The organism is Pseudarthrobacter enclensis (assembly GCF_030811655.1).
In the GTDB taxonomy this organism is placed as follows: Bacteria; Actinomycetota; Actinomycetes; order Actinomycetales; family Micrococcaceae; genus Arthrobacter; species Arthrobacter enclensis_A.
This window is the reverse complement of the sequence record NZ_JAUSRE010000005.1, coordinates 176,741-202,053: the sequence shown is the minus strand read 5'-3', so window position 1 is coordinate 202,053 and position 25,313 is coordinate 176,741. Positions and strand designations below refer to the sequence as shown.

Annotated in this window: 22 protein-coding genes and 1 tRNA gene; 15 read left to right on the top strand and 8 right to left on the bottom strand. The window is 67.4% G+C overall.

What is annotated here, in order from left to right:
- Positions 1 to 84 precede the first annotated feature (84 nt).
- Positions 85 to 1,095: a 4Fe-4S dicluster domain-containing protein gene (locus tag J2X98_RS06940; protein WP_307305937.1), complete on the top strand. Its 1,011-nt coding sequence runs from the start codon at positions 85 to 87 to the stop codon at positions 1,093 to 1,095.
- Positions 1,092 to 2,183, top strand: coding sequence for an NrfD/PsrC family molybdoenzyme membrane anchor subunit (gene nrfD / locus J2X98_RS06935; protein WP_141941099.1), 1,092 nt, complete (start codon positions 1,092 to 1,094; stop codon positions 2,181 to 2,183). Before J2X98_RS06940 ends, nrfD begins: the two co-directional genes overlap by 4 nt.
- Before the next feature lie 14 nt (positions 2,184 to 2,197).
- Here the strand turns inward: nrfD and selD are convergent, their stop codons facing one another.
- Positions 2,198 to 3,202 carry a selenide, water dikinase SelD gene (selD, locus tag J2X98_RS06930; protein ID WP_373460842.1) on the bottom strand — a complete coding sequence of 335 codons (1,005 nt, stop codon included), beginning with the start codon at positions 3,200 to 3,202 and terminating at the stop codon, positions 2,198 to 2,200.
- Positions 3,203 to 3,267: 65 nt separating this feature from the next.
- On the opposite strand from selD, the gene J2X98_RS06925 reads away from it, so the two are divergent.
- The 3 genes from J2X98_RS06925 (at position 3,268) to selB (ending at position 6,529) form a co-directional block, all read left to right on the top strand.
- A tRNA-Sec gene (locus J2X98_RS06925) sits at positions 3,268 to 3,362 on the top strand.
- A gap of 24 nt (positions 3,363 to 3,386) precedes the next feature.
- Complete coding sequence (selA, locus tag J2X98_RS06920; RefSeq protein WP_373460839.1) at positions 3,387 to 4,730, top strand: L-seryl-tRNA(Sec) selenium transferase; 1,344 nt, start codon at positions 3,387 to 3,389, stop codon at positions 4,728 to 4,730.
- Positions 4,731 to 4,732: 2 nt separating this feature from the next.
- Positions 4,733 to 6,529 carry a selenocysteine-specific translation elongation factor gene (selB, locus tag J2X98_RS06915; protein ID WP_307305931.1) on the top strand — a complete coding sequence of 599 codons (1,797 nt, stop codon included), beginning with the start codon at positions 4,733 to 4,735 and terminating at the stop codon, positions 6,527 to 6,529.
- An 18-nt stretch (positions 6,530 to 6,547) separates the two neighbouring features.
- On the opposite strand, the gene J2X98_RS06910 is transcribed toward selB, so the two are convergent.
- A complete protein-coding gene (locus J2X98_RS06910) occupies positions 6,548 to 7,063 on the bottom strand; it encodes a nucleoside kinase (protein ID WP_307305929.1) in 516 nt (171 codons plus the stop codon).
- A gap of 117 nt (positions 7,064 to 7,180) precedes the next feature.
- Here J2X98_RS06910 and J2X98_RS06905 point away from each other — a divergent pair, with 117 nt between their 5' ends.
- Genes J2X98_RS06905 through J2X98_RS06895 form a run of 3 tightly spaced genes read left to right on the top strand, consistent with a single transcriptional unit; the run spans position 7,181 to position 9,627 of the window.
- The gene (locus tag J2X98_RS06905; protein ID WP_307305926.1) at positions 7,181 to 7,768 is read left to right on the top strand and encodes a hypothetical protein; all 588 of its coding nucleotides are present in this window, start codon (positions 7,181 to 7,183) and stop codon (positions 7,766 to 7,768) included.
- Positions 7,769 to 7,813: 45 nt separating this feature from the next.
- Positions 7,814 to 8,839 carry a zinc-binding dehydrogenase gene (locus J2X98_RS06900; protein WP_373460841.1) on the top strand — a complete coding sequence of 342 codons (1,026 nt, stop codon included), beginning with the start codon at positions 7,814 to 7,816 and terminating at the stop codon, positions 8,837 to 8,839.
- A 35-nt stretch (positions 8,840 to 8,874) separates the two neighbouring features.
- Complete coding sequence (locus tag J2X98_RS06895; protein WP_307305921.1) at positions 8,875 to 9,627, top strand: lytic transglycosylase domain-containing protein; 753 nt, start codon at positions 8,875 to 8,877, stop codon at positions 9,625 to 9,627.
- 52 nt (positions 9,628 to 9,679) lie between these two features.
- On the opposite strand, the gene J2X98_RS06890 is transcribed toward J2X98_RS06895, so the two are convergent.
- Positions 9,680 to 10,849 (bottom strand): cytochrome P450, encoded by a 1,170-nt coding sequence (locus J2X98_RS06890; RefSeq protein ID WP_307305917.1) that lies wholly within the window; start codon positions 10,847 to 10,849, stop codon positions 9,680 to 9,682.
- 226 nt (positions 10,850 to 11,075) lie between these two features.
- Between J2X98_RS06890 and J2X98_RS06885 the strand changes: the two genes are divergently transcribed.
- The 4 genes from J2X98_RS06885 to J2X98_RS06870 all read left to right on the top strand — a co-directional run bounded on the left by J2X98_RS06885 (position 11,076) and on the right by J2X98_RS06870 (position 15,881).
- Positions 11,076 to 11,663, top strand: a complete 588-nt coding sequence (locus tag J2X98_RS06885; RefSeq protein WP_307305912.1) for a hypothetical protein — start codon at positions 11,076 to 11,078, stop codon at positions 11,661 to 11,663.
- A gap of 1 nt (position 11,664) precedes the next feature.
- Positions 11,665 to 13,842 (top strand): bifunctional polysaccharide deacetylase/glycosyltransferase family 2 protein, encoded by a 2,178-nt coding sequence (locus J2X98_RS06880; RefSeq protein ID WP_307305910.1) that lies wholly within the window; start codon positions 11,665 to 11,667, stop codon positions 13,840 to 13,842.
- A 99-nt stretch (positions 13,843 to 13,941) separates the two neighbouring features.
- A complete protein-coding gene (locus tag J2X98_RS06875; RefSeq protein ID WP_307305908.1) occupies positions 13,942 to 14,835 on the top strand; it encodes an SMP-30/gluconolactonase/LRE family protein in 894 nt (297 codons plus the stop codon).
- Positions 14,836 to 14,849: 14 nt separating this feature from the next.
- Entirely contained in the window at positions 14,850 to 15,881 is a 1,032-nt protein-coding gene (locus J2X98_RS06870; protein WP_307305907.1) for an aldo/keto reductase, read from the top strand.
- A gap of 35 nt (positions 15,882 to 15,916) precedes the next feature.
- Here J2X98_RS06870 and J2X98_RS06865 read toward each other — a convergent pair whose 3' ends face one another.
- From J2X98_RS06865 to J2X98_RS06855, 3 genes are all read right to left on the bottom strand, one after another.
- On the bottom strand, positions 15,917 to 16,159 hold the full coding sequence (locus J2X98_RS06865; RefSeq protein ID WP_141941119.1) for a hypothetical protein: 243 nt from the start codon (positions 16,157 to 16,159) through the stop codon (positions 15,917 to 15,919).
- 41 nt (positions 16,160 to 16,200) lie between these two features.
- Positions 16,201 to 17,634, bottom strand: coding sequence for a flotillin family protein (locus J2X98_RS06860; protein ID WP_307305903.1), 1,434 nt, complete (start codon positions 17,632 to 17,634; stop codon positions 16,201 to 16,203).
- Between the two features lie 247 nt (positions 17,635 to 17,881).
- The gene (locus J2X98_RS06855) at positions 17,882 to 18,670 is read right to left on the bottom strand and encodes an IclR family transcriptional regulator (protein WP_307305900.1); all 789 of its coding nucleotides are present in this window, start codon (positions 18,668 to 18,670) and stop codon (positions 17,882 to 17,884) included.
- Positions 18,671 to 18,897: 227 nt separating this feature from the next.
- Between J2X98_RS06855 and J2X98_RS06850 the strand changes: the two genes are divergently transcribed.
- Genes J2X98_RS06850 through J2X98_RS06840 form a run of 3 tightly spaced genes read left to right on the top strand, consistent with a single transcriptional unit; the run spans position 18,898 to position 21,625 of the window.
- Entirely contained in the window at positions 18,898 to 20,220 is a 1,323-nt protein-coding gene (locus J2X98_RS06850; RefSeq protein ID WP_141941127.1) for an MFS transporter, read from the top strand.
- Positions 20,221 to 20,226: 6 nt separating this feature from the next.
- The gene (locus J2X98_RS06845) at positions 20,227 to 20,889 is read left to right on the top strand and encodes a flavin reductase family protein (RefSeq protein ID WP_141941129.1); all 663 of its coding nucleotides are present in this window, start codon (positions 20,227 to 20,229) and stop codon (positions 20,887 to 20,889) included.
- Entirely contained in the window at positions 20,870 to 21,625 is a 756-nt protein-coding gene (locus J2X98_RS06840) for an enoyl-CoA hydratase/isomerase family protein (RefSeq protein WP_307305893.1), read from the top strand. The genes J2X98_RS06845 and J2X98_RS06840 overlap by 20 nt, the downstream gene beginning before the upstream one ends.
- A gap of 61 nt (positions 21,626 to 21,686) precedes the next feature.
- Here the strand turns inward: J2X98_RS06840 and J2X98_RS06835 are convergent, their stop codons facing one another.
- Positions 21,687 to 22,547 carry an SDR family NAD(P)-dependent oxidoreductase gene (locus tag J2X98_RS06835; protein WP_307305890.1) on the bottom strand — a complete coding sequence of 287 codons (861 nt, stop codon included), beginning with the start codon at positions 22,545 to 22,547 and terminating at the stop codon, positions 21,687 to 21,689.
- Positions 22,548 to 22,594: 47 nt separating this feature from the next.
- Complete coding sequence (locus tag J2X98_RS06830) at positions 22,595 to 25,153, bottom strand: excinuclease ABC subunit UvrA (protein ID WP_307306013.1); 2,559 nt, start codon at positions 25,151 to 25,153, stop codon at positions 22,595 to 22,597.
- Between the last annotated feature and the right edge of the window lie 160 nt (positions 25,154 to 25,313).

Here is a 25,313-nt window from a genome sequence, read left to right as displayed (position 1 = left end):
TCACCTGAAGCACAGACCGCCCCGCCCGGATTGCCGCTGCCCACGGGCAGCATGCCGGGCGCCGACCAGACGTTGGAGAACTAGATGGGCCAGCTGTCCGGACCGACCGACCCCACCGCAGATGCCCACTGGGAGCACAATCATCCGCGCAAGGGGTTCTTTACTGACACGTCTATCTGCATAGGCTGCAAGGCCTGCGAGGTTGCCTGCAAGGAATGGAACCACAACCCGCAGGACGGAAACCTCGAACTGCTCGGTTCTTCCTACGACAACACGGGATCACTGGGCGCCAGTACCTGGCGGCATGTGGCGTTCATTGAGCAGGGCCAGGAACGAATTGCCGAGGCACGCGAGTCCGGGCGGGCCCTGGTCAGCCTGGGCATGCCCCGCATTGGCCCTCCCGCCCCGGCAGGGTCCGCTGCGACAGACCTGGCAGGGGCGGATACGACGCCCCCGGACACGGCGGACTTCCGGTGGCTGATGTCCTCGGACGTCTGCAAGCACTGCACCCACGCCGGGTGCCTTGACGTTTGCCCGACCGGGGCGCTCTTCCGCACCGAGTTCGGCACTGTCGTGGTCCAGGACGATGTCTGCAACGGCTGCGGAACCTGCGTCGCCGGATGCCCCTTCGGCGTCATCGAGCGCCGAAGCAACGGCACCGTCAAGGTGGCCACCAGCAGGGAGGAACAGCACGCCAAGCACCCCTCCGTTCCCAACGAGGGCATCGCCCAGAAGTGCACCCTCTGCTACGACCGGCTGGTGGCCGACGAGACGCCCGCCTGCGCCAAGGCATGCCCGACGACGTCCATCAAATTTGGCGACCACGACGACATGGTGGACACGGCCCGGGAACGGGTGGCCACGCTGCACGCGCAGGGCATGACAGAGGCGAGGCTTTACGGGGCGAACGAGCACGACGGGGTCGGCGGCACCGGATCGGTCTTCCTGCTGCTGGATGAGCCCGAGGTGTACGGGCTTCCGCCGGACCCACGTGTCCCAACTGCCGACCTGCCGCAAATGTACAAGCGGGCAGGCATGGCAGTAGCGGGCATGGCTGCGGCCGCAGCACTGGTTTTCCTGGGAGGACGGGCGTGACCCTTTCCGAGTTCGACAACTTCCGGCCGGCCGAGCCTGCCAGGCGCCGCCGGCAGGGCGGCAAACCCGGGATGCGCCGCCGCCGTGACAACGGCGATGGTTCGCGTGAAATGCCCATGGTTCCGGAGCCGGAGTTCACCTCGTATTACGGCCGTCCCGTGGTCAAGCCGGCACCGTGGGGCGATGACGTTGCCATTTACCTGTTCCTGGGCGGCGTGGCGGCCGGTTCGGCGCTGTTGGGCCTCGGCGGGCAGCTGACCGGCCGGCCGGTACTCCGCCGGAATGCCCGGCTGGGCGCCTTGGCGGCAGTAAGTGCCGGGGCCGTTGCCCTGGTAAAGGACCTGGGCAGGCCGGAGCGTTTCCTGCATATGCTGCGGACCTTCAAAGTGACCTCCCCGATGAGTGTGGGCTCCTGGATCCTCAGCGCATTCAGTGCTGGGGCGGGCGTCTCGGCAGTGGCGGAAATTGACCGGTTGAGCGGAAACCGGCTGCCGCTGGGGCCCTTGCGCAAGGTGCTGCAGGCTGTCGAAGGTCCCGCGGGCGTCGAAGCTGCCGTGTTCGCGGGCCCGCTGGCGGCTTACACGGCGGTACTGCTCGGCGACACCGCCACACCCACATGGAACGCCGCCCACGAGGAACTGCCCTTTGTCTTCGTGAGTTCCGCGTGCCTCGCTTCGGCAGGACTCGCCATGGTCACCACACCGGTGCGCGAGACTGGACCCGCCCAGAAACTCGCCGTACTCGGCGTCATAGGCGACGTGGTCGCCATGAAGGTGATGGAGCGCCGGATGGACCCAGTCGCAGCCGAGCCCCTGCACCAGGGCAAGGCAGGCGCCATGCTGAAGTGGAGCGAGCGGCTGGCACTTGCCGGCGGCCTGGGAACCTTGCTGGGCGGCCGCAACCGCGTCGCAGCTGCTGCTTCAGGCCTGGCTTTGCTGACTGCGTCGGCACTGACCCGGTTCGGCGTGTTCGAAGCAGGACTGGCTTCTGCCAAGGACCCGCGGTACACGATCGAGCCGCAGAAAAACCGCCTCGCCGCCCGCCGCGCGGCAGGTGTTACCGGCGACGCAATCACCACCGGCAGCTGAGCAACCGCCGGGTTTCAGCGGATCTGAATGCCCCGCCCGGCAGTGGTGTGACCGATGACGGGGTGCCCGGGCAGCTCGCCGACCACCAGCAGGCCGCCGGAAGTCTGGGCATCGGCCAGCAGCAGCAGGTCGTCCCCGGTGATGCCCGGCGCCGCCTCCAGGTGCGGACGCACCCAGTCGAGATTGCGTCGGGTCCCGCCGGAGACAAAGCCGTCGCGCAGCGCCTCGCGGGCTCCGTCAATGACCGGTACGGCCTTCAGGTCTATCACTGCGCCCACTTCCGAGGCCCGGACCATCTTGTAGAGGTGGCCCAGCAGGCCGAAGCCGGTGACGTCCGTCGCGGCACGGACGCCGGCGGCCACCGCCGCCTCAGAGGCGTCCCGGTTGAGGGCCGCCATCGTCTCTATCGCCTCGGCGAAGACCTCACCGGACGTCTTGTGCCGGTTGTTGAGAAGCCCGACGCCGATCGGCTTGGTGAGCGTGATGGGCAACCCGGGCTGGGCCGCGTCATTGCGCAGCAGCCGGTCGGGATGGGCCACGCCGGTGACGGCCATGCCGTACTTTGGCTCGGGATCGTCGATGGAATGGCCGCCAAGAACGGGGCAACCGGCCTCCGACGCCACACTCAGGCCGCCCCGGAGGACCTCCGTCATCAGTTCCATCGGCAGGACATCACGGGGCCAGCCGACCAGGTTGATGGCCGTCACCGGCCTGCCGCCCATGGCGTAAATGTCCGAGAGCGCATTGGCGGCAGCGATCCGGCCCCAGTCAAAGGCGTCGTCGACAACAGGGGTGAAGAAATCGGCAGTGGTCAAGACCGCAAGGTCATCGCGCACCAGGACGGCCGCGGCATCGTCGCCGCTGTCCAGGCCAACCAACACCTCCGCACCGGGCTGGCCGATCAGCCCGCGGACCGCGTCTTCCAGCTCTCCGGGCGGAATTTTGCAGGCACAACCCCCGCCATGTGCGTAGCCTGTGAGCCGGAGCGTGCCGACGGCGGCCTCTTCGAGTTGCTGGATGGACGTCTGTGCCTCATTCACCCGCCTAGCGTACCCCTCAAGCCAACCCTGCTATATTGAGGCGCGGTGGCGTCCGGGTCCTGGTGGGCCCCCCGGTCTTCAAAACCGGTGAGGCTGAGCATCTCGGCCTGGCGGGTTCGATTCCCGTCCGCCACCGCCAACTTTCGGCTATGGATGCCGCGATATGAGGAGGGCTGTGGACCACGTCGATCCCCGGCGCCTGATTCCCCGCACCAACGACCTGCTGGCACTGCCTGCCGTCCGCGAGGCCCGTACCCGGCTGAACGAGCGCGTGATCCGCGAACTCGTCCGGGACATCCAGGAGCAGGCCCGGCGCGGCGACCTCCCTCCGGACCAGGTTGAGCCGGTCCTGCTGGCCGCCATCGCCCGCCGCACGGCAACCACCCTGCGTCCGGTGCTGAACGCAACCGGCGTCATCGTCCACACCAACCTGGGGCGGGCACCCCTTTCGGCGGCTGCGGTCGAAGCTGTTATCGCAGCCAGCGGCTACGTTGACGTGGAGCTCGACCTGGCTGACGGAAGCCGCTCCCGCCGGGGCGCAGGGGCCCGCGCGGCGCTGCTCGCCGCCTGTCCCGCCGCCGAGGACGCGCTGGTGGTCAACAACGGTGCAGCTGCGCTGGTGCTGGCCACCACAGCCCTGGCCGCCGGCCGGGAGGTGGTGGTGAGCAGGGGCGAACTCGTCGAAATCGGTGCCGGCTTCAGGCTCACCGACCTGATGGAATCGACCGGGGCAAGGCTTCGGGAAGTGGGCACCACCAACCGCACCCACCTGCACGACTACGTCGGAGCCCTCGGCCCCGACACAGGCTGCGTCCTCAAGGTCCATCCGAGCAACTTCCGGGTTGACGGTTTCACGTCCGCTGTTCCGCTGCACGACCTTGGCCCGCTGGCACAGGCAAACGGGGTATCCCTTGTGGCCGACCTTGGCAGCGGGCTGCTGGCACCCGACCCGCACCTCCCTGATGAACCCGATGTTTCCTCCGCCCTGGCTGCCGGGGCCGACGTCGTCATCGCCAGCGGCGACAAACTGCTGGGCGGACCCCAGGCAGGCCTGCTGCTGGGCCGCAAGGAAGTCATCACCCGGCTGGCCCGACACCCGCTCGCCCGGGCCGTGCGGGCCGACAAACTCGCCCTCGCAGCCCTTGAGGCGACCGTCGCGGGCGGTACGCCGCCCGTCATGCAGGCGCTGCACGCCGACGCCGGGCAATTGCGGCGCCGCACCGAGCGGCTGGCCCGTGAACTGGGAGTACCGGTGGTGCCGCATGACGGCAGGGTAGGCGGCGGGGGAGCCCCCGGTTTTCCGCTGCCCGGTTGGGCGCTCCGGCTCCCCGAACGGCTGGCCCGGCTCCTGCGTACCGGCGATCCCGCCGTGCTGCCGCGTGTCCACGACGGCTCCTGCCTGATCGATCTGCGCTGCGTTCCCGCCGCGGATGATGACCGGGTCCTCGAGGCGGTACGGCACGCGCTGGCAACCCTCGACGTCGCGAACGCAGGCAGGGTGGGCTGAGCGTGCACGTCGTTGCCACCGCCGGGCATGTGGACTCCGGCAAGAGCACCCTTGTCCGTGCCCTCACCGGCATGGAGCCGGATCGTTGGGAAGAAGAACGGCGCCGCGGGCTGACCATCGACCTGGGATACGCCTGGACAACGCTGCCGTCCGGACAGGATGTGGCGTTCGTTGACGTCCCCGGCCACGAACGGTTCCTGGGCAACATGCTGGCCGGACTCGGGCCCGCGCCCGTGGTCTGTTTCGTCGTAGCAGCCGACGAAGGCTGGCAGGCCCAGTCGAGCGACCACCGGGACGCCGTGGCGGCTCTTGGCATCGAACACGGCGTAGTGGTCCTCAGCCGGGCCGACCGGGCGTCCAGCCAGCGCGTGGCAGAGGTACTGGCACGGACCCGCGTTGAGCTGGCAGGAACTGGCCTGCGGGATGCGCCCTCCGTTGCCGTATCCGCCATCGACGGCACCGGCCTGCCTGACCTTCGTTCAGCGCTCGACGGCGTCCTGGCCAACGTGCCCCATCCCACCACCGAAGGGCGGGTCCGGTTGTGGGTGGACCGCTCGTTCACAATCACAGGTTCCGGCACTGTGGTGACCGGAACGCTGGCAGCGGGAACGATCGCCCAAGGCGACCGGCTGAGCCTGCTGGGGCACTTTGGAACCAGGTCCGTCGTCGTCCGCGGCCTGCAAAGCCGCGACACCGCGTACCCTTCCGTGGCGCCGGTCAGCCGTGTTGCCCTGAACCTGCGGGACCTTTCGGCTGCGGACGTTCGCCGCGGGGACGCGCTTCTCACCCCCGACGCGTGGCCAGCCACCGGCGTCGTGGGCATCCAACGGACCACCGGCGTGGCCTATACGGATGTGCCGGAGCAGCTCATGGTCCATGTTGGCACCGCATCAGTGCCGGCCCGGCTGCGTCCGTTCGGCGCCGACCACGCCCGGCTCGTCCTCGACCGGCACCTGCCTCTCGTCCTGGGAGACCGGCTGGTACTCCGGGACCCCGGCAGCCGCTCGGTGCTGGGCGGAGCACGCATCCTCGACGCCGATCCGCCGGAATTGCGGCGGCGCGGTGACGGCGCCCACTGGGCCCAGCGGCTGGCGGGCATGGACCCAGCCGGAGACGTGCTGGGGGAGGTGGCAGCCCGCAAGGCCGTGCAGGTGGAACATCTGCGCCGGCTCGGGCTGCTGTCGGGCAACGACGCCGGGACGCACCCGGGCGTCAAGGTCATCGATGACTGGTGGGTGCACGCTCCGGTCCTTGAGGCCTGGCAGCACCAGCTCCGCAACGCCGTCCAGGCTCTGCAGGAGCGCGACCCCTTGGCCCCAGGCCTTTCCATGGGCGCAGCGCGCGACCTTCTTCGACTGCCCGATGAGAGGCTGCTTGCGCACGTCATCCGCGGGGCCGCCCTGGAACAGTCGGCGGGCCACATCAGGCTGCCGGGCAGCGAGGGCAACCTTGGCCCCATCGAGGCGGCGATCACGGAGCTGGAGCGCCGGCTCACCGCCCATGCGTTTCAGGCGCCGGAATCCGAGGAACTGGCCCGGCTGGGCTTAGGCATCCGGGAGCTCGCTGCCGCCGAACGCACGGGCCGCCTGCTGCGGCTGCGTGACGGCGTGGTGCTGCTGCCCACGGCTCCGGCCCTTGCGATGCGCACCCTCGCCGGCCTGGAACAACCCTTCACCACCAGCCAGGCACGCCAGGCATTGGACACAACGCGCCGGACCGCGGTTCCCCTGCTGGAGCACCTCGATTCGCGGGGGTGGACGCAGCGGTTGGACGCCGGCCACCGTAAAGTGGTGCGCTGACAGTACGGCCAGGGGCTGTCACTCCGGGTCTGCCTGCTGGACCCGGCGCAGGATATCGTCGACCACCTGGGGGAGCGGTGCGGTGGCGTCGACGGCGATGCCACCTGCCGGGATCTCCTCCCGCGTTTCATGCAGGTGTTCAATCAGCTTCCGTTCGGCCTCACGCCCGCCCCATTCGTCCTGCGGACGCGCGTTAAGGCGGCGCCCCAGGGTCTCCTGGTCCACTTCGAGGACGAAGACGCCATCGAACAGGTCAATGAACGCGGCGAGGTTCCTCGACCCTCCGCAGAAGAACGTCACTGCCTCCTGCCGGTCTGCTGCCAGCGCCCTGACGTCGTTCACCCGCCACAGGTGATGATGGTGCGCACACACGCCGGTGACATCTGATACTGGTTCACCCGTCAGCGGGTCACCCTGGTAGGCGAGTTCGCGGTCGCCGTTGATGGCGTGATAGCCGCGCCGCCGCAATTCGTAGCAGACTGAGGTCTTACCGGTGCCTGAGCCGCCCTCAATGAGGTAGTTCCTTCTGCCCATGCCTGATGATAGCCACGGGGGAGGCACAGCCCCAGGGGTGCCGGAAACCGGACAGGCGGGGAGAACTCCCCATGTCCGTTACGTCCAGCTGCCTGGATTTCCTCCTAAGCTGTGGGCATGACGATTCCAGTACCCGATCCTGCCACCCCCATGAAGTCCCTGCTGTACTGGCGCAAAAGCATGATCAACGGAGCCAGGACGGTGCCCGTGATAGTCAGTATGGATTCCTCCGGGACGTTCCGCATGGTGGATGCTGCCGGAGTGAGCGTGCTCTCTTTGCCTGTGCAGCAGGCGTCATTCCGGTTCACCAGCATGGGAACGATGGTGGTCACAGTCCAGGGCCGCAAGTATGACCTGCTGGGCGTTGGGGCCTCCATGTCGCCGGGCCCGTCGCCGGAGCAGAAGGCGGAGATGAAGGCGGCCTCCGACGACTACAAGGACCGCACAGCCCTCAACCGTGCCGCCTCGGCGGGTGCGGCCATGAGCCCTGCGGGGGGATTGGGTGGGGCGGCAGGCGTCGCCGGGAGTGCTTTGATGATGTTCTCGTACTACGAGGGGCTCGAAATCATCAAGGCCTGGCAGGCGATCCTTCCGGGAACGGGCGCGCCCGTCCAGACGAGCCCAATGAAGGCCGGTCTTTACATGATTCTGGGGCTCGCAGCGGCCATCATCATCGGCATCGTCATTGCCATCAACGTTCTCTAGAGTTGGCATGGAAAGAAAGCGGTACGGGAGGACGTTGTGCGCGCGATGATCATGGACCGGATAGCCGGCCCACTGTCCGTTCAGGAGGTCGCCGCTCCGGAGCTCCCTGCCGGCGGCGCAGCCATCACTGTTGCAGCTACCGGCCTGTGCCGCAGTGACTGGCATGCCTGGGCAGGCCACGACGACATCGTGCTGCCGCATGTTCCGGGCCACGAGTTCGCGGGCGTCGTTGCCGCCGTCGGTTCGGGCGTGACCAAGTGGGCGGTTGGCGACAGGGTGACGGCGCCCTTTGTCGAAGGGTGCGGAGCCTGCGGGTGGTGCCGTGCGGGCGCCGCCCAGGTTTGCCCGGACCAGCAGCAGCCGGGATTCACCCACTGGGGCTCCTTTGCGGAGCAGGTAGTGGTCCACGCGGCGGATACGAACCTGGTGGCCATCCCTGACGGCGTCAGCTTCGAGGCGGCGGCAAGCCTGGGGTGCCGTTTTGCCACGGCGTACCGTGCGCTCACCGGCCGCGCCGGGCTGGCCAGCGGTGAGTGGGTCACCATTGTGGGAGCCGGCGGTGTTGGCCTCAGCGCCGTCATGATCGCAAAGGCGCTCGGCGGGAACGTCGTGGCGGTAGACCGGAACCCGGCCGCCCTCGAGGTGGCGGCGTCGCTGGGCGCCGACCATGTCCTGGCCGCGGACGGGTCAGACGTCCCGGCACGCGTGCACGCCATCACGGGCGGAAGCCATGTCTCCATTGACGGCGTCGGCAGCGAGCAGACGTGCGCGGACGCACTCCTCAGTCTTCGCCGCCACGGCAGGCACGTCCAGATCGGACTCCTCCCGCCCGTTGACGGCCACCCCCGGGTTCCGATGGCCCGCGTCATCGCCTGGGAACTCGCGGTCCTCGGAAGCCACGGCATGGCTGCGGCAGACTACCCCGGAATGCTTGCCCTGATCGAATCCGGGGCGCTTGAACCACAAAAGCTCATCGAGCGGGTGATCGGGCTGGATGAGGCCGCGGGGATGCTGGCCCGTTTCGATACGGCCAATGTGGCAGGCATGACGATGATCGATCCCACACGGTGACGCAGTCGGTCCGGACTGGGTGGTTTGATTAGTCGGTGCTCCGTGTAAAACGCTTTGTGGCCTTCAGCCTCTTCGTGGCCTGCGTCAGTGCGGCTTTCTCGTTCTGGCTTGTGCGGCAGCCCGGGGCCGAAGCCAGCCCGGTCATGGCCGCGCCGCCGCGGGCAGCGGTCAAGCTCGCTGCGGGGGCGCCCGGCATCACCACCGCCGTGAATGTGACGTCCAGCCCGGATGCGCAGTGGCTTGCCGATGCTGCGGCGCAGACGGACATCCCTCTCCGTGCGCTGCAGGCTTACGTGGCTGCGGCAGCCACGGCGAATATTTCCAATCCCGGCTGCGGAATCGGCTGGAACACGGTGGCCGCCGTGGGCTTCGTTGAATCGGGCCACGGAAGCCATGGCGGTGGCACCCTGAGTCCCGCGGGGCAGGCCAGCGGTTCGATCGTGGGTCCCAGCCTCAACGGCGCAGGTTTTGCGGCCATTCCGGATACCGACGGCGGCGCACTCGACGGTGACCCGCGCTGGGACCACGCGGTGGGACCAATGCAGTTCATTCCCTCCACGTGGCGGCTTGCGGGAAGGGACGGAAACGGCGACGGAATAGCGGACCCCTTCAACATCGACGATGCCGCGCTCAGTGCGGCGGACTACCTCTGCGGCCACGGCCGCGACCTCACCACAGCACAAGGGTGGACTGACGCCGTCTACTCCTATAACCAGTCCGACGCGTATATCCGCCAGGTGCGTGCCCAAGCGACCACCTACGCCGCAAAGGCGGGGACAGCCCGCTAGGTCCACGGTCCGGTGGGGACGGCTTGGTTAGGCAGTACTCGCTCCGCGTGCGTCACTCCGGCAGCCAGTTGACGGGCAGTGACTTCAGCCCGTAGACAATGCTGCTTTCCATCCTTTCCAGCTGGGCGTCCGGGGTCACCGAAAGCCCGGGAAAGCGGGTCAGTAGGGACTCCAGGGCAATCCTGGCCTCAAGCCGTGCCAGTGGCGCGCCCAGGCAGAAGTGGATTCCGTGGCCGAATGCAAGGTGCCGGTTCGGGTTGCGGTCGACGTCGAATTCTGCCGCGCGCTCGAATTGCTGCTCATCGCGGTTGGCTGACCCGATCCAGGCCACAATGGGCGCGCCCGAGGGGATTCTCTGGCCGCCGAGAACGGTCTCTGCCGCCGCCACTCGGTACATGGACTGGACCGGTGACCGGAAGCGAAGCACTTCTTCCAGGGTCTGGGGAAGTAAGGCGGGCTCGTCAAGGAGCCGCGCGTGGGTGCCGGGCGACTCCGCCAGGCACAGGACGGCGTTGCCGATCAGGTTGGTGGTGGTCTCGTTGCCGGCCACCAGCAACAGGCTGCAGAAGCCGAGCAGTTCGGGCACAGTCAGTTTGTGGCCTTCGATCTCCGCGGCCAGCAGGCTGCTGATCAGGTCGTTGCCGGGCCGGCTCCTGCGCTGGTCGATCAGGGCCAGAAAGTATTCCACCATTTCCGAGGTGGTGGAGTCCTGTCTTTCGCTTGCCGGAGCCGTCCGGGTCTGGCTGACCACCACAGCTGACCAGTGCTTGAACCGCTCCCGGTCCTCGGCGGGGATGCCCATCAGCTCCGAGATGACAATGACAGGCAACGGGTAGGCCAACTCCCGGATCAGGTCTGCGCTGCCGCCGCCCGTGGTCATCGCATCCAGGAGTTCACCGGTGAGCGCGGCGATGCGCGGTGCCAGCGCGTCAACGGACTTGGGGGTGAAAGCCTGCGTAACCAGCGAACGCAACTGCCGGTGCCTTGGCGGATCGGTGGTGATCAGGCTCGCCGCGAACAATTGCCCGGTACCGGAGGGGTTTTCGCCGCCCATGCGCGACGAAAAGGTTGCGTGCTCGGACAACACCCGCTGGACATCGTCATAGCGGAACACGTGCCAGCTACCGGATTGGTCATCCTGGAAGACCGGGGCCGCCGCCCGCATCTGTTCATAGTGCGGAAAGGGGTTGAGCGGGTACTGGGCGGACTGGGTGACATCCATGGTGGCCTCTCTGCACACCTGGCGCCCACTGCGGGCACAAAAGGCGCCAAGCCCTTGACTGACTGACCGTAGAACCTCGATCCTAGCCAATGCCTGCTCCGGGGTCATTAGTTCCGCCGCCCCAAATCCATACCTCTGTTGGGTGCGCTTCCGGTGGGCCGGCGCGGGCGGGAGAACCCGCGAAGTTTTGTGCTAGCCATTTCGGGTCCTCTAAGGTTGATGCTCGATGAAAGCCCCTGAAGAGACATCCGATCAGTCGCCCGCCATCTCTCCCCGTGGACCCGTGTTTGTCGACGCGTCAGGCCGGCGGCTCCGGCGGGTCAAGATGATCGGCCTGGGGGTCGTCGGGTTGGTGGCGGCATATGTCATCCTCGTACTGGCCGCATTCATCGGCGGTTCCGGAGCCTCGGCACCATTCCTTCCCCTGCCCGCCGCCGCCGGGCCCCGCGAAACGCCATCAAGCCCCCCGTCCATGGATCCACGGGCCGGCTTGACCGGGCCCGCCGTTCCAATTGTTGAGCAGTCCCCGGCGGCCGTCCCCGAGCCCGTCTCCGCTGTTACTGCCCTACCTCCGGTGGCCGGTACCGCCGTCGTACCCGCTGCACCCGCCGTTCCGGCGGCCCCTGCCGCTGCTCCGGCCCCGGCTCCGACCGCGGCGCCCGCCCCCGCTGCACCGTTCGGAACCGGCGCCGGCTCCAGTGCAACTGCCCCCGGCTCCAGCGGAACAGCCCCGGGCACCAGCGCCACCGCCCCCGGTGCGAGCGGTTCAGCCCCGGGCCAGACCACACGGCCTACCTCTCCTGCACACCCCTAATATGACCGGCCGGAATAAGGGTTCCCGACCCGCCAAAAGCAACGTTCCCGCCAATGTCAGGGCGCATTGGTTTGTCCTTCTCGCCACCCTGATGGCCTTGGGTCTTGCCCTGGCCGTGCAGGGATACATCCACCACCTCGGCGGAGTACCCGGAGATTCCCTGCCTGCTGACACGGCCGCCGGCGCCGTCCCCACAACGCTCTCGCACGGCGGTCCCGTGGTGGACTCGCGTGGCGGCGCTGTGACCACCGTCAGTCCGCCGGACCGGACCATCGCCCTGACGTTCGACGACGGTCCGGACCCGGTATGGACGCCCCGCATCCTGGACGTACTTCGGGAGCACCACGTTCATGCCACCTTCTTCGTCGTGGGTTCCGCGGCGGTGGACAACCCGGATCTCGTGCGCCGCATCGTGGCGGAAGGCCACGAACTGGGCGTCCACACGTTGACTCACACCGACCTTGGCACAGCACCCGATTGGCGCCGCGAACTGGAAGTGCAAGGCGGACAGGATGCCATCGTCGGGGTGACGGGCCAGGCGGCTTCCCTGCTGCGACCGCCCTACACCGCGGGCAACGGGGCCATTGCGAACGGTATGTGGTCCGCCATGCACGGACTGGCGGACGAGGGCTACCTCACCGTGCTGAGCAGCCTGGACAGCGAGGACTGGCAAACCCCGGGAACGAAAGCCATCGAAGCCAACCTGACTCCGCCGGGGCCGCAGGGCCAGGTGGTCCTCATGCACGACGGCGGCGGCGACAGGGAGCAGACCGTCGCCGCGCTCGACTCCGCCCTGTCGCGTTTCGCCGAACAAGGGTACCGGGTGACAACAGTCGGGGACGCCGTGGGCGTGGCCAGCATGCGCCCGGCCTCAGCGATTGAACAGTTGCGCGGCTCTGCGCTGGTATGGGGGATCCGCCTCAGCGACTTCGTGGTCTGGGCCATTTCCCTGGGGCTCGTTGCCGCCGGTATCGTGACATTCCTGCGTGCCGTCCTGGTGATGTTCTTCGCAGCGCGCCACAGCCGTGCCGCCCGCCGCCTTCCCGGCCCAGGGCGTGGCCGGCGCCGGGTCGACGTGATGGTGGAACCGGCGGTCACCGAACCGGCGACCGTGATTGTCCCCGCCTATAACGAGTCCGCCGGCATTGAGGCCGCGGTCCGGTCCATCCTTGCCTCCACCCATCCAGTGGAAATCATCGTGGTGGATGACGGCTCAACGGACGGCACAGCCGACATCGTAGAGGCCCTCGGCCTGCCCGGCGTGACCGTTATCCGCAAGGAGAATGGCGGCAAACCGTCGGCCCTGAACGCCGGGATCCAGGCGGCCAGCCACGACCTCGTGGTCATGGTGGACGGCGACACCGTCTTCGAACCCGATACGGTCCGTGCCCTGCTCCAGCCATTCGCGGATCCCCGCGTTGGGGCCATTTCCGGCAACACCAAGGTGGCCAACCGCGGAGGCATCCTGGGCGCCTGGCAGCACATCGAGTACGTGGTGGGCTTCAACCTGGACCGCAGGCTGTTCGACGTTGCCGAATGCATGCCCACCGTCCCCGGGGCAATCGGTGCCTTCCGGCTCCACGCCCTCCGCAACGTCGGGGGCGTCAGCGATGACACGCTCGCCGAGGACACCGACCTGACCATGGCACTGTGCCGGGACGGCTGGCGCGTCGTGTACCAGGAGGACGCCAGGGCCTGGACGGAGGCACCCGCCACCCTGGGCGCACTGTGGCGCCAGCGGTACCGGTGGTGCTACGGCACTTTGCAGGCAATGTGGAAGCACCGGGGTGCCGTTGTGCAGGGCGGGGCGGCGGGCAAGCTGGGCCGCCGCGGGCTCGGTTACCTTCTCGTCCTGCAGGTGCTGCTTCCCCTGTTCGCGCCCATCGTCGACGTCTTTGCCCTGTACGGCCTGATCTTCCTCGACCCGCTGCGGATCGGCGCGTTGTGGCTGCTGTTCCTGGCGGTTCAGTTGCTCATGGCCGCTTATGCCTTCCGGCTCGACAAGGAACGGCTCGGACCGCTCTGGACACTTCCCCTGCAGCAGTTCGTCTACCGGCAGCTCATGTACCTGGTGGTTATCCAAGCGGTCGTCACCGCGGTGGCTGGAGTGCACCTTCGCTGGCACCGGATGGAAAGGTACGGCAGCCTGCGCGTCCCGCAGACCCAGGGCCAGGGCTAAGGTAAGTTCGTTCCTATAGGATTCGTGGCTCCCTGATAGGGCTGCCGCAACCTCGCTGCTTCACCGTGGCGGCAGGCACCTGACTGCAAAGGAGCTCCATTGGCTGTCGAACTTACCATTGGCGCGCTGGAGTGCCTTTTCACCGGCTCGGTATGGGCCGAGGGGCCTGTGTGGGTGCCGTCATCGCAAACCCTGCGGTGGAGTGACATCCCGAACGACCGCATCCTTGAGTTCGACCCGGTGTCCGGGAGGACCCGCGAATATGCCGCCGGTGTCGAATACACGAACGGCCGCACATTGGACGCCGATGGCAGCGTGGTGCAGTGCAGCCATGGCCGGCGGCGGGTGGAACGCGACAGCGGGGGATCCATCACCAGCCTGGTTGACTCCTTCAACGGCCGGCAGCTGAACTCACCCAACGATGTGGTGGTTGCCCGAGACTCCGGTGTCTGGTTCACGGACCCGCCCTACGGCATTCTTCCCGGGACAAAGGAAGGCCATGAGGGGGAGCAGGAATACGGGGGCTCCTATGTTTTCCGCTTCGAGCCGGCGTCAGGAACCCTCACGGCGGTGGTCACCGATTTGGTGCACCCCAACGGGCTGGCCTTCTCACCCGATGAGTCCGTCCTTTACGTTGCTGACACCGCCGGCCCCCGTTACGGGGTGCCGCTGCGGATCGCAGCCTACACGGTGTCCGACGGCCGCTGCGGCCCACGTACCGGCACCCTCGAACTGGAGGACGACCGTCCGGCGGACGGTCTGAGGGTGGACGTTGACGGCAGGATCTGGACCTCCGCCGGCCCGTCGGTCCGAATCTATTCGCCGTCCTTTGAACTCCTGCACACCATGGAAGTGCCGGAAACGGTGGCCAACCTGTGCTTCGGCGGCCCCGACGGACGGGACCTCTACATCACGGCAACCACCAGCCTGTACCGGATCCGCACCACCACCACGGACGCAGCCGGCCGCAACTTTCCGCCCAACCACAACTGATCGCGAGGACAACCATGCAGTACCGAACCCTTGGCCACAGCGGCACCATCGTCACCAGCTTCGCCCTGGGGACGATGACCTTTGGTGCAGAGGCCACCGAGGAAACGTCCCACGCCATCCTGGACGGCTACTTCGAAGCGGGTGGCAACTTCATAGACACGGCCGACGTCTACAGCGCCGGGGTTTCCGAAGAGATCATTGGCCGGTGGCTGGCCCAGCGCCCGGAGCACAAGGACAAAGCCGTCATCGCCACCAAGGGGCGCTTTCCCATGGGTACGGCACCGAACGACGTCGGAACGTCCCGCCGGCACCTGGGCCGCGCCTTGGATGATTCCCTCCGCCGCCTTGGCGTGGAACAGATCGATCTGTACCAGATGCACGCGTGGGATCCGATCACCCCTTTGGAGGAGACCCTCCGCTTCCTGGAGGACGCGGTACGAAGCGGCAAAATCGCCTACTACGGCTTCTCCAACTTTCTGGGCTGGCAGCTCACCAAAGCCGTCCAGGTGGCCCGCAGCCAGGGCTGGAACCCGCCTGTCAGCCTGCAGCCGCAGTACAGCCTGCTGGTTCGGGACATCGAATTCGAGATTGTCCCGGCGGCCCTTGATGCCGGAATAGGACTGCTTCCGTGGTCCCCCCTTGGCGGCGGCTGGCTGTCCGGCAAGTACAAGCGGGACCAACACCCTTCCGGCGCCACGCGGCTGGGGGAGAACCCCAAGCGCGGCATGGAGGCGTGGCAGGCCCGCAACGACAACCCGCGCACGTGGGCCGTGATCGATGCCGTTGAGGACATCGCGTCGTCCCACGGTGTCAGCCAGTCACAGGTCGCCCTGGCCTGGCTCGCGGACCGGCCCGCGGTAACTTCCGTGATCCTCGGCGCCCGGACCACCGAGCAATTGGCCGACAACCTCGCGGCCGCCGAACTCGCCCTGAGCGCGGACGACATCAGCCGGCTCACCAGTGCCAGCGAGCCGGAGACCGGGGTCTATCCCTATGGGCCGATGGCCCGGGAACAGCGCAGCCGCAAAATGGAGGGCGGGCGGTAGGCTCCGCCCTCATGGTGGCCGGGGAGCCGGGCGCCCTACCCGCCGTGCTTCAGGACGTCCGGCAGTTCATCCACGAACACCGTCTGCGGCGGGTCGAAGTAGATGACCAGCACCTCGGCACCCACCGGGAACACGCTGGTCTTGTCGTACGGATGTGCATGGAAGGCCATGATGCCCCCAAGGTAGGGAAGCATGACCTCGCCGATGGTGCCCGGGCCAACAAGCCCGGTCACCCGGCCGATCTTTCCGGTCAGGCTCCGGTCAACGTTCCTGCGCATCCAATGCTCCTGCGTGTCGGCAGTTCGTAGGCGTCCGGTTCTTAGGCGTCCGGGGCCTTGGCGGGACGTTTCCCGTCGTCGCCCTTCCGCAGCGCTGACCGGAGGGCCGGCAGGTAGTCACCCGCCTGGGCAAGGATTCCACCCAGCATCCTGTTGACGCCCTCGCCGCCGTTCAGGACGGTCATGTTGCCCACGTGGGCGAACGGCTCCGCGGCCGCCGCGATGATGGCCGGCATGTTCTCGGCGAGTTGCTGGGAAATGACGGCGTCCTGGTTGGTGGCCAGCGCCTCCGCCCGGGCCTTGATGCCCTCAGCCTCCGCCAGGGCCTTGGCCTTGATGGCGGACGCCCCTGCCTCGCCCTTGGCCCGCGTGGCGGCGGCCTCGGCCTCACCGGTGACCTTGGTTGCTCCAGCAGTGGCTGCCGCGGCTGTGGCATTTGCCTGCGCCTGCAGTTCAGTGCGCCGCGCGTTGGCCTGTGCCTCAAGCTCCGTGCGGCGAGCCAGCGCCTCCGCGGCGCTGATGTCCGCTGCCTTCTGGCCTTCCGCTTCCGTTCGCCTGGCGTAGGCCTTGGCGTCCGCAGGCTTCCGGATACTGGTCTGCAGCTTCTGCTCTTCGCGGTCCGCTTCCAGTTTGGCAACCTCTGTTTCCTGCACCACCACCTGCTGCCTTGCGGTGGCCTCGGCCAACGGTCCGGCCTGGGCTGCGTTGGCCCTGGCGCGTTCGGCGTTGGCCTGCGCCACGGACTGCCTGATCGCCGACACGCTCTGTGCGTCCGCGATCAGGGCCGCGGCTTCCGCTTCCTTTTCCGCCGCTTCCCGGTTGCGGGTGGCCTCGGCGATACGGGCTTCCATTTTCACCTGGGCGATGTGGGGCTTGGCGATGTTCTGGATGTAGTCCGTGGGGTCCTGCAGGTCCTTGATCTGCAGCGAGTCAACCACCAGGCCCAGCTTCTCCATTTCCACCCCGCTCGCACTCCGGACCTGGGACGCCAGCTTGTCCCGCTCGCGGATGATCTCCTCCATCGTCATACTGCCGATAATGGACCGCAGGTGGCCTTCGAAAACGTTATAGACCTGGCTCTCCATTTTTGGCTGCTGTCCCAGGAAACGGCGCGCTGCATTGGCAATAAAAGGCGGAGCATCACCGATCTTGTAAATGACGACGCCCTCCACAATTACCTGGATGCCCTGCGATGTAACGCAGGAAACTTTAAGTTCGGTTTCATTCAGGGTCAGTGACAGGGGCCGTACCGTCTGGAGTCCGGGAAGGACCAGGGCGCCTTTCCCGGTGACGATCTTGAAATCCATCCCTTCCCGGGTTTCAAGGGTTCCACGGGTCAGGCCCGAGATAATCAGGGCCTCATTGGGTTCAGCTACCTTCCACATCAGCTTTGTTGCCACCCAGATAAATCCGACGGCAACGAGCACGCCCACGATAATGGCTATAAGCGGGAAAAATGGTGCAAAGTCCGGCATGACCAGGTCCTTTCAATGCCGTGAAAGCGGCATCACGGTAAAGCCCCAATAAAAGCAGCCATCCCTACACCGGCCAATAAAGTTCATTCAATTCCGACGCGCCGGGCAGGCTGTTGTAGACAGTCTGGTTCCGCGCAGCCCAAGAGTCCAGAGCAGGCGCGGATTCGGGCACCGGCACAGGAGAAGGAGTACGACGGCGGCACCCGGGCTCCACGACCCCGCGCGGCTCCGGCGCCGTGCGCCACCGTCACGAAGGGAAGATCTTCTCCATGTACCCAAGCGCCGCGCTGGCCGCCTTCGCCGCGTCCGCTACCTCCGGGCCCAGCCGCCCGACGTCGTCCGGGCCCACCCGCTGGGTGGGGAAACCCACGCCCAGGACAGCCGCCAGGCGCCCCAAATGATTGAAGACCGGCGCGCTGATGGAGCCCACATCCGAGTTCCGCTCACCGAAGGCCGCGAAATAGCCGTCCGCCCGGGCACTGCTGACCTGGGCATCCAGCTTGTCCCACGTATCGGGTGTGGTGGGCGTGTAGCGCGTCAGTTCCGTATCCCTGATCGCCTGACGGGCTTCCGGATCGAAGGCAAGGAAAATCTTCCCCGGTGCGCCGGCATGGATGGGCATGACCTGTCCCACGAGGAACGGGCGCATCACCACGTGGCGCGTTTCCGCCACGGCGACGACCGTGCGGAAGGCCCCGTCCCGCATGTAGAGGCATGCGGTCTCTCCCGTCCGGTCGCGCAGTTCCTGCAGGATCGGATGGACCAGGCGGACCACGTCCAGGCCGAAAGTGCCCGGGGCGGCCCATTGGACCAGCCGCAGTCCGATGCGATAGCGGTCACCGTCCCGGTCGAGGAAACCTTCCCGGACCATGTTCTGGACCAGCCGCTGGCAGGTACTCTGCGGCAGCCCCGTCTGCCTGGCGATTTGCTGGAGCGTGGGCTCAGGCGATTCCACGGAAAAGCAGTTCAGTATTTCCGTGACCTTGCGCAGCACCAAGAGGGGTGGTGCGGATCCGCTGGTTCTCTCTGCCGCCAACGCCCTTGTCCCTAGTCTCCAGTGAATATTGGTGGGTGCGAGTGGTAATCATATCCGGCACATCAAGGGTCGCGCCGCGCTGGAGTAACCGTTGACACGGGCAACCAGGACCCGCACGATGGGTTGGAGAACCGCAATGCGGGTCCAATGCCCGGCTTGACAGCGCTTTTCCTATCCGTTTCAAAGCGGAGCCGGGCGTTCTGCTACATCAGACCAATGGAGTGATGATGAGTCTTCAAGGAGTGACCCGGGAGCAGGCCGTAAGGCGCGCCACCGTCGCGAGTGTGGTCGGGACAACCATCGAGTGGTATGACTTCTTCCTTTACGGAACTGCCGCAGCCCTGGTTTTCCCCCAGTTGTTCTTCCCCGGGCAGGTGGCCTTCGCGGGCGTGCTGGCAGCCTTCGGAACGCAGTTCGTTGGCTTCGTCGCCCGGCCTATCGGTGCGGCCATCTTCGGCCACTTCGGCGACCGGATCGGCCGAAAGACAACACTGATGGCCACGCTCTTCCTCATGGCGTTCGGAACCGTGCTGATCGGCTGCCTCCCCACGTACCAGAGCATTGGCGTTGCCGCGCCCGTCCTGCTGGTGCTGCTGCGCATCATCCAGGGCATCGGCGTCGGCGGCGAGTGGGGCGGATCTGTCCTCCTGAGCATGGAGTGGGGTGACCAGAACCGTCGGGGCCTGTCCGCTTCCTGGCCGCAGATCGGGGTGCCGCTGGGCCTGGTCCTGTCCACCGGCGTGGTGCGCATCACCACGGCCGCAACCGGTGCTGACGGCTTTGTTGCCTACGGCTGGCGGATCCCCTTCATCCTCAGCATCATCCTGATCGGCGTTGGCCTGTTCGTTCGGCTGCGGGTCATCGAAAGCCCCGAGTTCGACGCAGTCCGCAAGTCCAACAGGGTGGTCAAAACCCCCATCATGGAAGTGATCCGGCGCCAGCCCAAGGAGATCCTCCTGTCCGCCCTGGTCCGCACGTCCGAGCAGGCACCGTTCTACCTGTTCATCACATTCGTCATCACCTACGCCACCAAGCAGCTGAAGCTGGACAGCAATTCCATCCTTGACGACACGCTGATCGCAGCGGCCATCGGGCTGGTCACGGTACCCCTGTTCGGGCGCCTGTCCGACCGATTTGGCCGGCGGCGCGTATACGGAACCGGCATCGTGCTGACCGCGCTGTTCGCGTTCCCCTACTTCGGTCTGCTGAATACCCGGGACGCCCTCTGGGTGGGCGTGGCAGTAGTGGTCAGCCTGATCCTCCACGACATCCAGTACGGCCCCCAGGCGGCCCTGATTGCCGAGAGCTTCGACACCGACATCCGGTACACCGGCGCAGGACTGGGCTACCAGTTGGCCAGCGTGATCGCCGGCGGTCCGGCACCCCTCATCGCAGCGGCGTTGCTGGCCAGCTACGGAAACTCGACGTCCATCTCGCTCTACATCATCCTGTGCTGCATCATCGCAATGCTTGCCCTGATCTTCCTGCCAAGGGGCAAGGGTGCGATGGCCCAGGACAAGGCGGCCACCGCTGCGCCGCGGAGCATGTAGGACCGGATGCGGACGGACTTCGATCCGGGGCGGCTGGGCCCGCGGGACTTCTACAAATTCCTGACCTCTGTGGTGGTCCCGCGGCCCATCGCCTGGGTGTCGAGCACGTCCGCCGCCGGGGTGGACAACCTTGCGCCGCACTCGTTCTTCACCGTCGCCTCCGTGGATCCGCCGGTGGTCCAATTCACGTCCGTCGGCGAGAAGGATTCGCTGCGGAACATTGAGGCCACCGGAGAGTTCGTGGTCAACCTCGCCCCTGCATCCCTGATCCAGGAGGTCAATGCCACCGGTACCAACTTCAGTGCGGACGTGGATGAGTTCGATGCCGCCGGCCTCAGCCGTGAGCCCAGTACCGTGGTCAGGCCGCCACGGGTCAAGGAATCACCTGCGGTCCTTGAATGCACCCTGCACCAGACCATCCGGGTAGGCGACTGCGTCCTGGTGCTGGGCCTGGTGGTGCATGGTTCCGTGTCTTCGCGCGTGCTCAAGGGCAGCCACCCGGATGCGGCCCTGCTCGACCCGCTCTCACGGCTTGGCGGGGATGAATGGGCCACCCTCGGGCCCATCCAGGACCTGCCCCGGATCCGGGCGTCCCAATGGCCCGGCTCCTTCAGGCCGCAGGGAGGGCAGGAAGGGACGCTGGATTCGGATGACTACCGTAAGCGTTGAAGAAGCGGGACCGGTCGCGACCCTCTCTTTTGGCAGCGGCGAACGGCTGAACGCCCTTGGACGGAACGACTGGATGGAGCTGGGGCAGGCGGTCCAACGGCTGGCGGCTGCACCGTCCCTCCGTGCGGTGGTTGTCCGCGGCAGGGGAGGCGTCTTCTGCTCCGGCTCCGACGTCCGGGAATGGGAGACGTCCCCGGATGCGGACATCAGCCGCACATTTGGGGTGATCGAAGAAGCGCTGCAGGCACTCGAGGACCTGTCCGTCCCCACCGTTGCCGTGGTTGAGGGGGTGGCCGCGGGCGGCGGCTGCCAGCTTGCCCTCGCCGGCGACCTGCAGTTGCTTACTCCTTCAGCACGCATCGGCATGCCCGTCGGACGCCTGGGACTGCTGGTGCCGGCCTCCTTCGCCAACCGCCTGGCCCTTCGGATAGGCCCCTCCCGCAGCAAGGATCTCCTCTTTGGCGGCCGCATGCTGACAGCCCACCAGGCCCTCGAAATCGGGTTGGTCACTACCGTGGCCCCTGATGATCACGCGGACGCGGCGCTCGCCGCGATCCTGGCCGCCTGGGGAGAGGGCTCGGCGGCCTCCCTCCGGGCGTCCAAGGCAGCCGTGAACCAGGGTTTGCGTCCGCTCACGGAAGCCGGCCGCCTGGCCCCCGCGGGTCCGGCAACAGATCCGATAGAGTTCCGGGGCCGGGTGGAGCGTTTCCTGGCCCGTCACCGCAGCAGGCCCTAGGCGTCGTTCCTAGAGGGCGCACCAGACCGCTTGGCCCGTCGATGTCCGCCTGCCGGCCGGCCTATGCCTGCCCGGGCTCCACCACGGTGATCTCCGACCCCATCCGGTTGGCCCTGCGCAGGCGCCCGGCCAGCAAGCTGCGCAGCCCGCGGGTCACCAGCCTCCGCTTTGTCAGGAACCTGAACTCCGGGGTATCCGAGGTCACCACATCCAGGACCGGCCGGGCAGCATCGTGGGCGGACTGCCCCCACAGGCCGACCACCACCGGGAGGGCGCCGAGGCGCTGCTGGTAGCCCGGCTGGCAGGCCACCTGCCGCAGGAGGCCCGTCTCCACCAGCCCTGGATTCATGCCGTGCACCCTGACCCCGGTGCCCTTCGTTTCCAGCCGCAGCGTCTCGGTGAACTGGCGGACCCAGCGCTTACTCGATGCATAGGCGTTCTGCTGCGCCACGGGCCCGGTGTCGCCCTGGCCGTACAGGTTGACCAGGTCGCCGTGGCCTTGGCTGAGGAATACCGGCAAAGCTACCCGCGCCCCGTGGAAGGTCCCCAGGATGTTGGTGTGCACCACGTGCTCGAAGTCAGCCACGGGCGTGGACGCGGTGGGCCCGTACACACCTGACACTCCGGCGTTGTTGATCCAGATGTCCAATGTTCCCTGGCTGAGGGCTTCGTCGCGGAGCGCCTCCACGTCGCTGAGCGCTGCGGTGTCGCAGCGGCGGCCCGACGCCGTGATTCCTTCCGCCCGCAGGCGTTCGACGGCGGCAGCAACGGCGTCGTCCGACCGGGACGCCAGCACAACCGCCGCGCCGTGCAGGCCCAGCTCGCGGGCCATGGCGAAGCCGAGCCCGCGGCTGGAACCTGTCACCACGGCCACGCGGCCGCTAAGCACTTCGGAAGGGACCACGGGCCGCCGTGAACGCATTCCTCAGTGATACCCGCCGGCATGGAGAAGGGCAAGGGCTGTGACTTTTACCGCTCCGTTCCTACCCGGCGCTCCTGGAGCGCGGCCGCCAGGTAGGGTGCGGTGCGGCTGTCGCCGGAACGCGCGACGGCGGCAGGGGTACCGGCGGCAACGATCCGGCCGCCCGCGTCGCCACCGGCGGGTCCAAGGTCCATGACCCAGTCGGCGGCGGCCACCACGTCCATGGCGTGTTCCACGACGACCACCGTGTTGCCGGCGTCAACCAGGCGGGTCAGCTGCGCCATCAGGAGCAGGACGTCCGCCGGGTGCAGCCCCGTGGTGGGTTCATCCAGCAGGTACAGCGTGTGTCCGCGCCGGGCCCGTTGAAGTTCGGTGGCCAGCTTGATCCGCTGTGCCTCGCCGCCGGAGAGTTCGGTGGCGGGCTGCCCCAGGCGGAGGTAGCCCAGGCCCACGTCCTGCAGGGTCTGCAGGGAGCGTGCCGCTGCGGGCACGCCGGCCAGGAACCCGGCGGCCGCATTGACCGTCATGCCGAGGACCTCCGCGATGTTCCTGCCCAGGTAGGTGACTTCCAGGGTCTCGGGGTTGTAGCGTGAGCCCTGGCATTCGGGGCACGGCCCGTAGCTGCCGGGGAGGAAGAGCAGTTCCACCGCCACGAAGCCCTCGCCCTGGCAGGTTTCGCACCGTCCCCCGGCGACGTTGAAGGAGAAGCGTCCTGGTCCGAACCCGCGGCGTTTGGCCTCTTGGGTGGCAGCGAATTCCTTGCGGACGGCGTCGAACAGCCCCGTATAGGTGGCCAGGTTGGAGCGCGGGGTGCGGCCGATTGGTTTCTGGTCGACCTTCACCACGCGGTCGATCCGTGCCAGCCCGGACACGTGCTCTACGGTCACCGGCCCGCTGTCTTCCGCGGGGTCGGGGTCGGGTTCTTCGGGGCCCGGAAGGGTTTCCGGACCGCTGCGCACTGCGGCTCCGGCCACGTCGGCCAGCACCTGGCTGACCAGGGTTGACTTCCCAGAGCCGGAGACACCCGTGACCGCTGTCAGGACGCCGAGCGGAAAGGCCGCGTCCAGGTTCCGCAGGTTGTGGCGGCTGATGCCGCGCAGTTCCAGCCACCCGCTGGCTTCGCGCCGGGCGCCGCCGGCGTCGTCGGCTGTGCCTGCTTCTTCCGGCTTCGGGAACAGGAACGGCCGCGTCATGGAGCCAGCCACTGACGCCAGGCCCGGCACGGGGCCGCTGTAAAGCACCTCTCCGCCGTCTTCTCCGGCCCGGGGACCCACATCCACCAGCCAGTCCGCGCGCCGCACCACGTCCATGTTGTGTTCCACCACGAATACCGAGTTCCCCGACGATTTGAGCTGGTCCAGCACGGTGAGGAGGGGTTCGGCGTCGGCCGGGTGCAGCCCGGCTGACGGTTCGTCCAGCACGTAGACGACGCCAAACAGGCCTGACCGGAGTTGGGTGGCGATCCGGAGCCGCTGCATTTCGCCCGGCGAAAGCGAAGGCGTGGCCCGTCCCAGCGCCAGGTAGCCCAGGCCGAGTTCCAGCAGCACGTTGATGCGCTGCAGCAGGTCCCGGGTGATGGCCACAGCCACTTCATTGGCCTCGGAGGCCTGCTTCCGCGATGCCGTTGCCGCACTGGCCAGGACGGCGGTGGGACGGATGATCTCCGCCAGTTCGACCATCGGCACTGCGTTGAGCCCCGAAATAGTGTGCCCGGCGAACGTCACCGCAAGGGCTTCGGGCCGCAGGCCTGTTCCCCCGCAACGGGGGCACGGGCCGGTCTCCATGAAGCGAAGCACTTTCTCCCGCATTGCGGGGCTCTTGGAGTCCAGCAGCGTGTGCATGACGTAGCTCCGGGCGCTCCAGAACCGGCCCTTGTAGGGTTTGGCCACGCGGTCGCGCTGGGGCGTCACTTCCACCACCGGCTGTTCCTCGGTGAACAGGATCCAGTCCCGCTGGTCGCGCGGCAACTCCTGCCAGGGGAGGTCTACGTCGTAGCCCAGGTGTGCCAGGATGTCGCGCAGGTTCTTGCCCTGCCAGGCACCGGGCCATGCGGCAATGGCGCCTTCACGGATGGTGAGGGAAGCGTCCGGAACCAGCGATGCTTCACTGACCGTGTGCGCAGTCCCCAGTCCGTGGCATTCCGGGCAGGCGCCGGCCGCGGTGTTGGGGGAGAAAGCGTCGGAGTCCAGCGGTGCGGCGCCGGCAGGGTAGCTGCCGGCGCGGGAGAAGAGCATGCGCAGCGAGTTGGACAGGGTGGTGAGGGTCCCAACGGTGGACCGGGAGGTTGCGGTACCCCTGCGCTGTTGAAGTGCGACGGCGGGTGGCAGCCCGGTGATCTGCTCTACCTTGGGATTGTGGCCCTGTTGGATGAGCCGGCGCGCGTAGGGCGCCACAGATTCGAAGAACCGACGCTGCGCCTCGGCGTAGATGGTGCCGAATGCCAGGGAGGACTTGCCTGAGCCGGAGACCCCGGTGAACGCCACGATCGCATCACGGGGCACGTCCACATCCACGTTCCGCAGGTTGTTTTCGCGGGCTCCGCGTACCCGGACGAAGCCGTCTTCGGCATGGCCGCCGTCCGGGACGGGCAAAATCAGCGCGGTCAGAGGGTCGGCGTTTTGTTTGGCATGCACCGCTTCGACTGTACTGGCCATCCGTGCCATGCAGGAACTTGGCGGAAACTGTCCGGACGGCGCGGACGGATCTACACTGAAGCATTCCGCGACGCTGGCAGGCAGGGGAAGCTGACCGGGGTACAGAGGATCA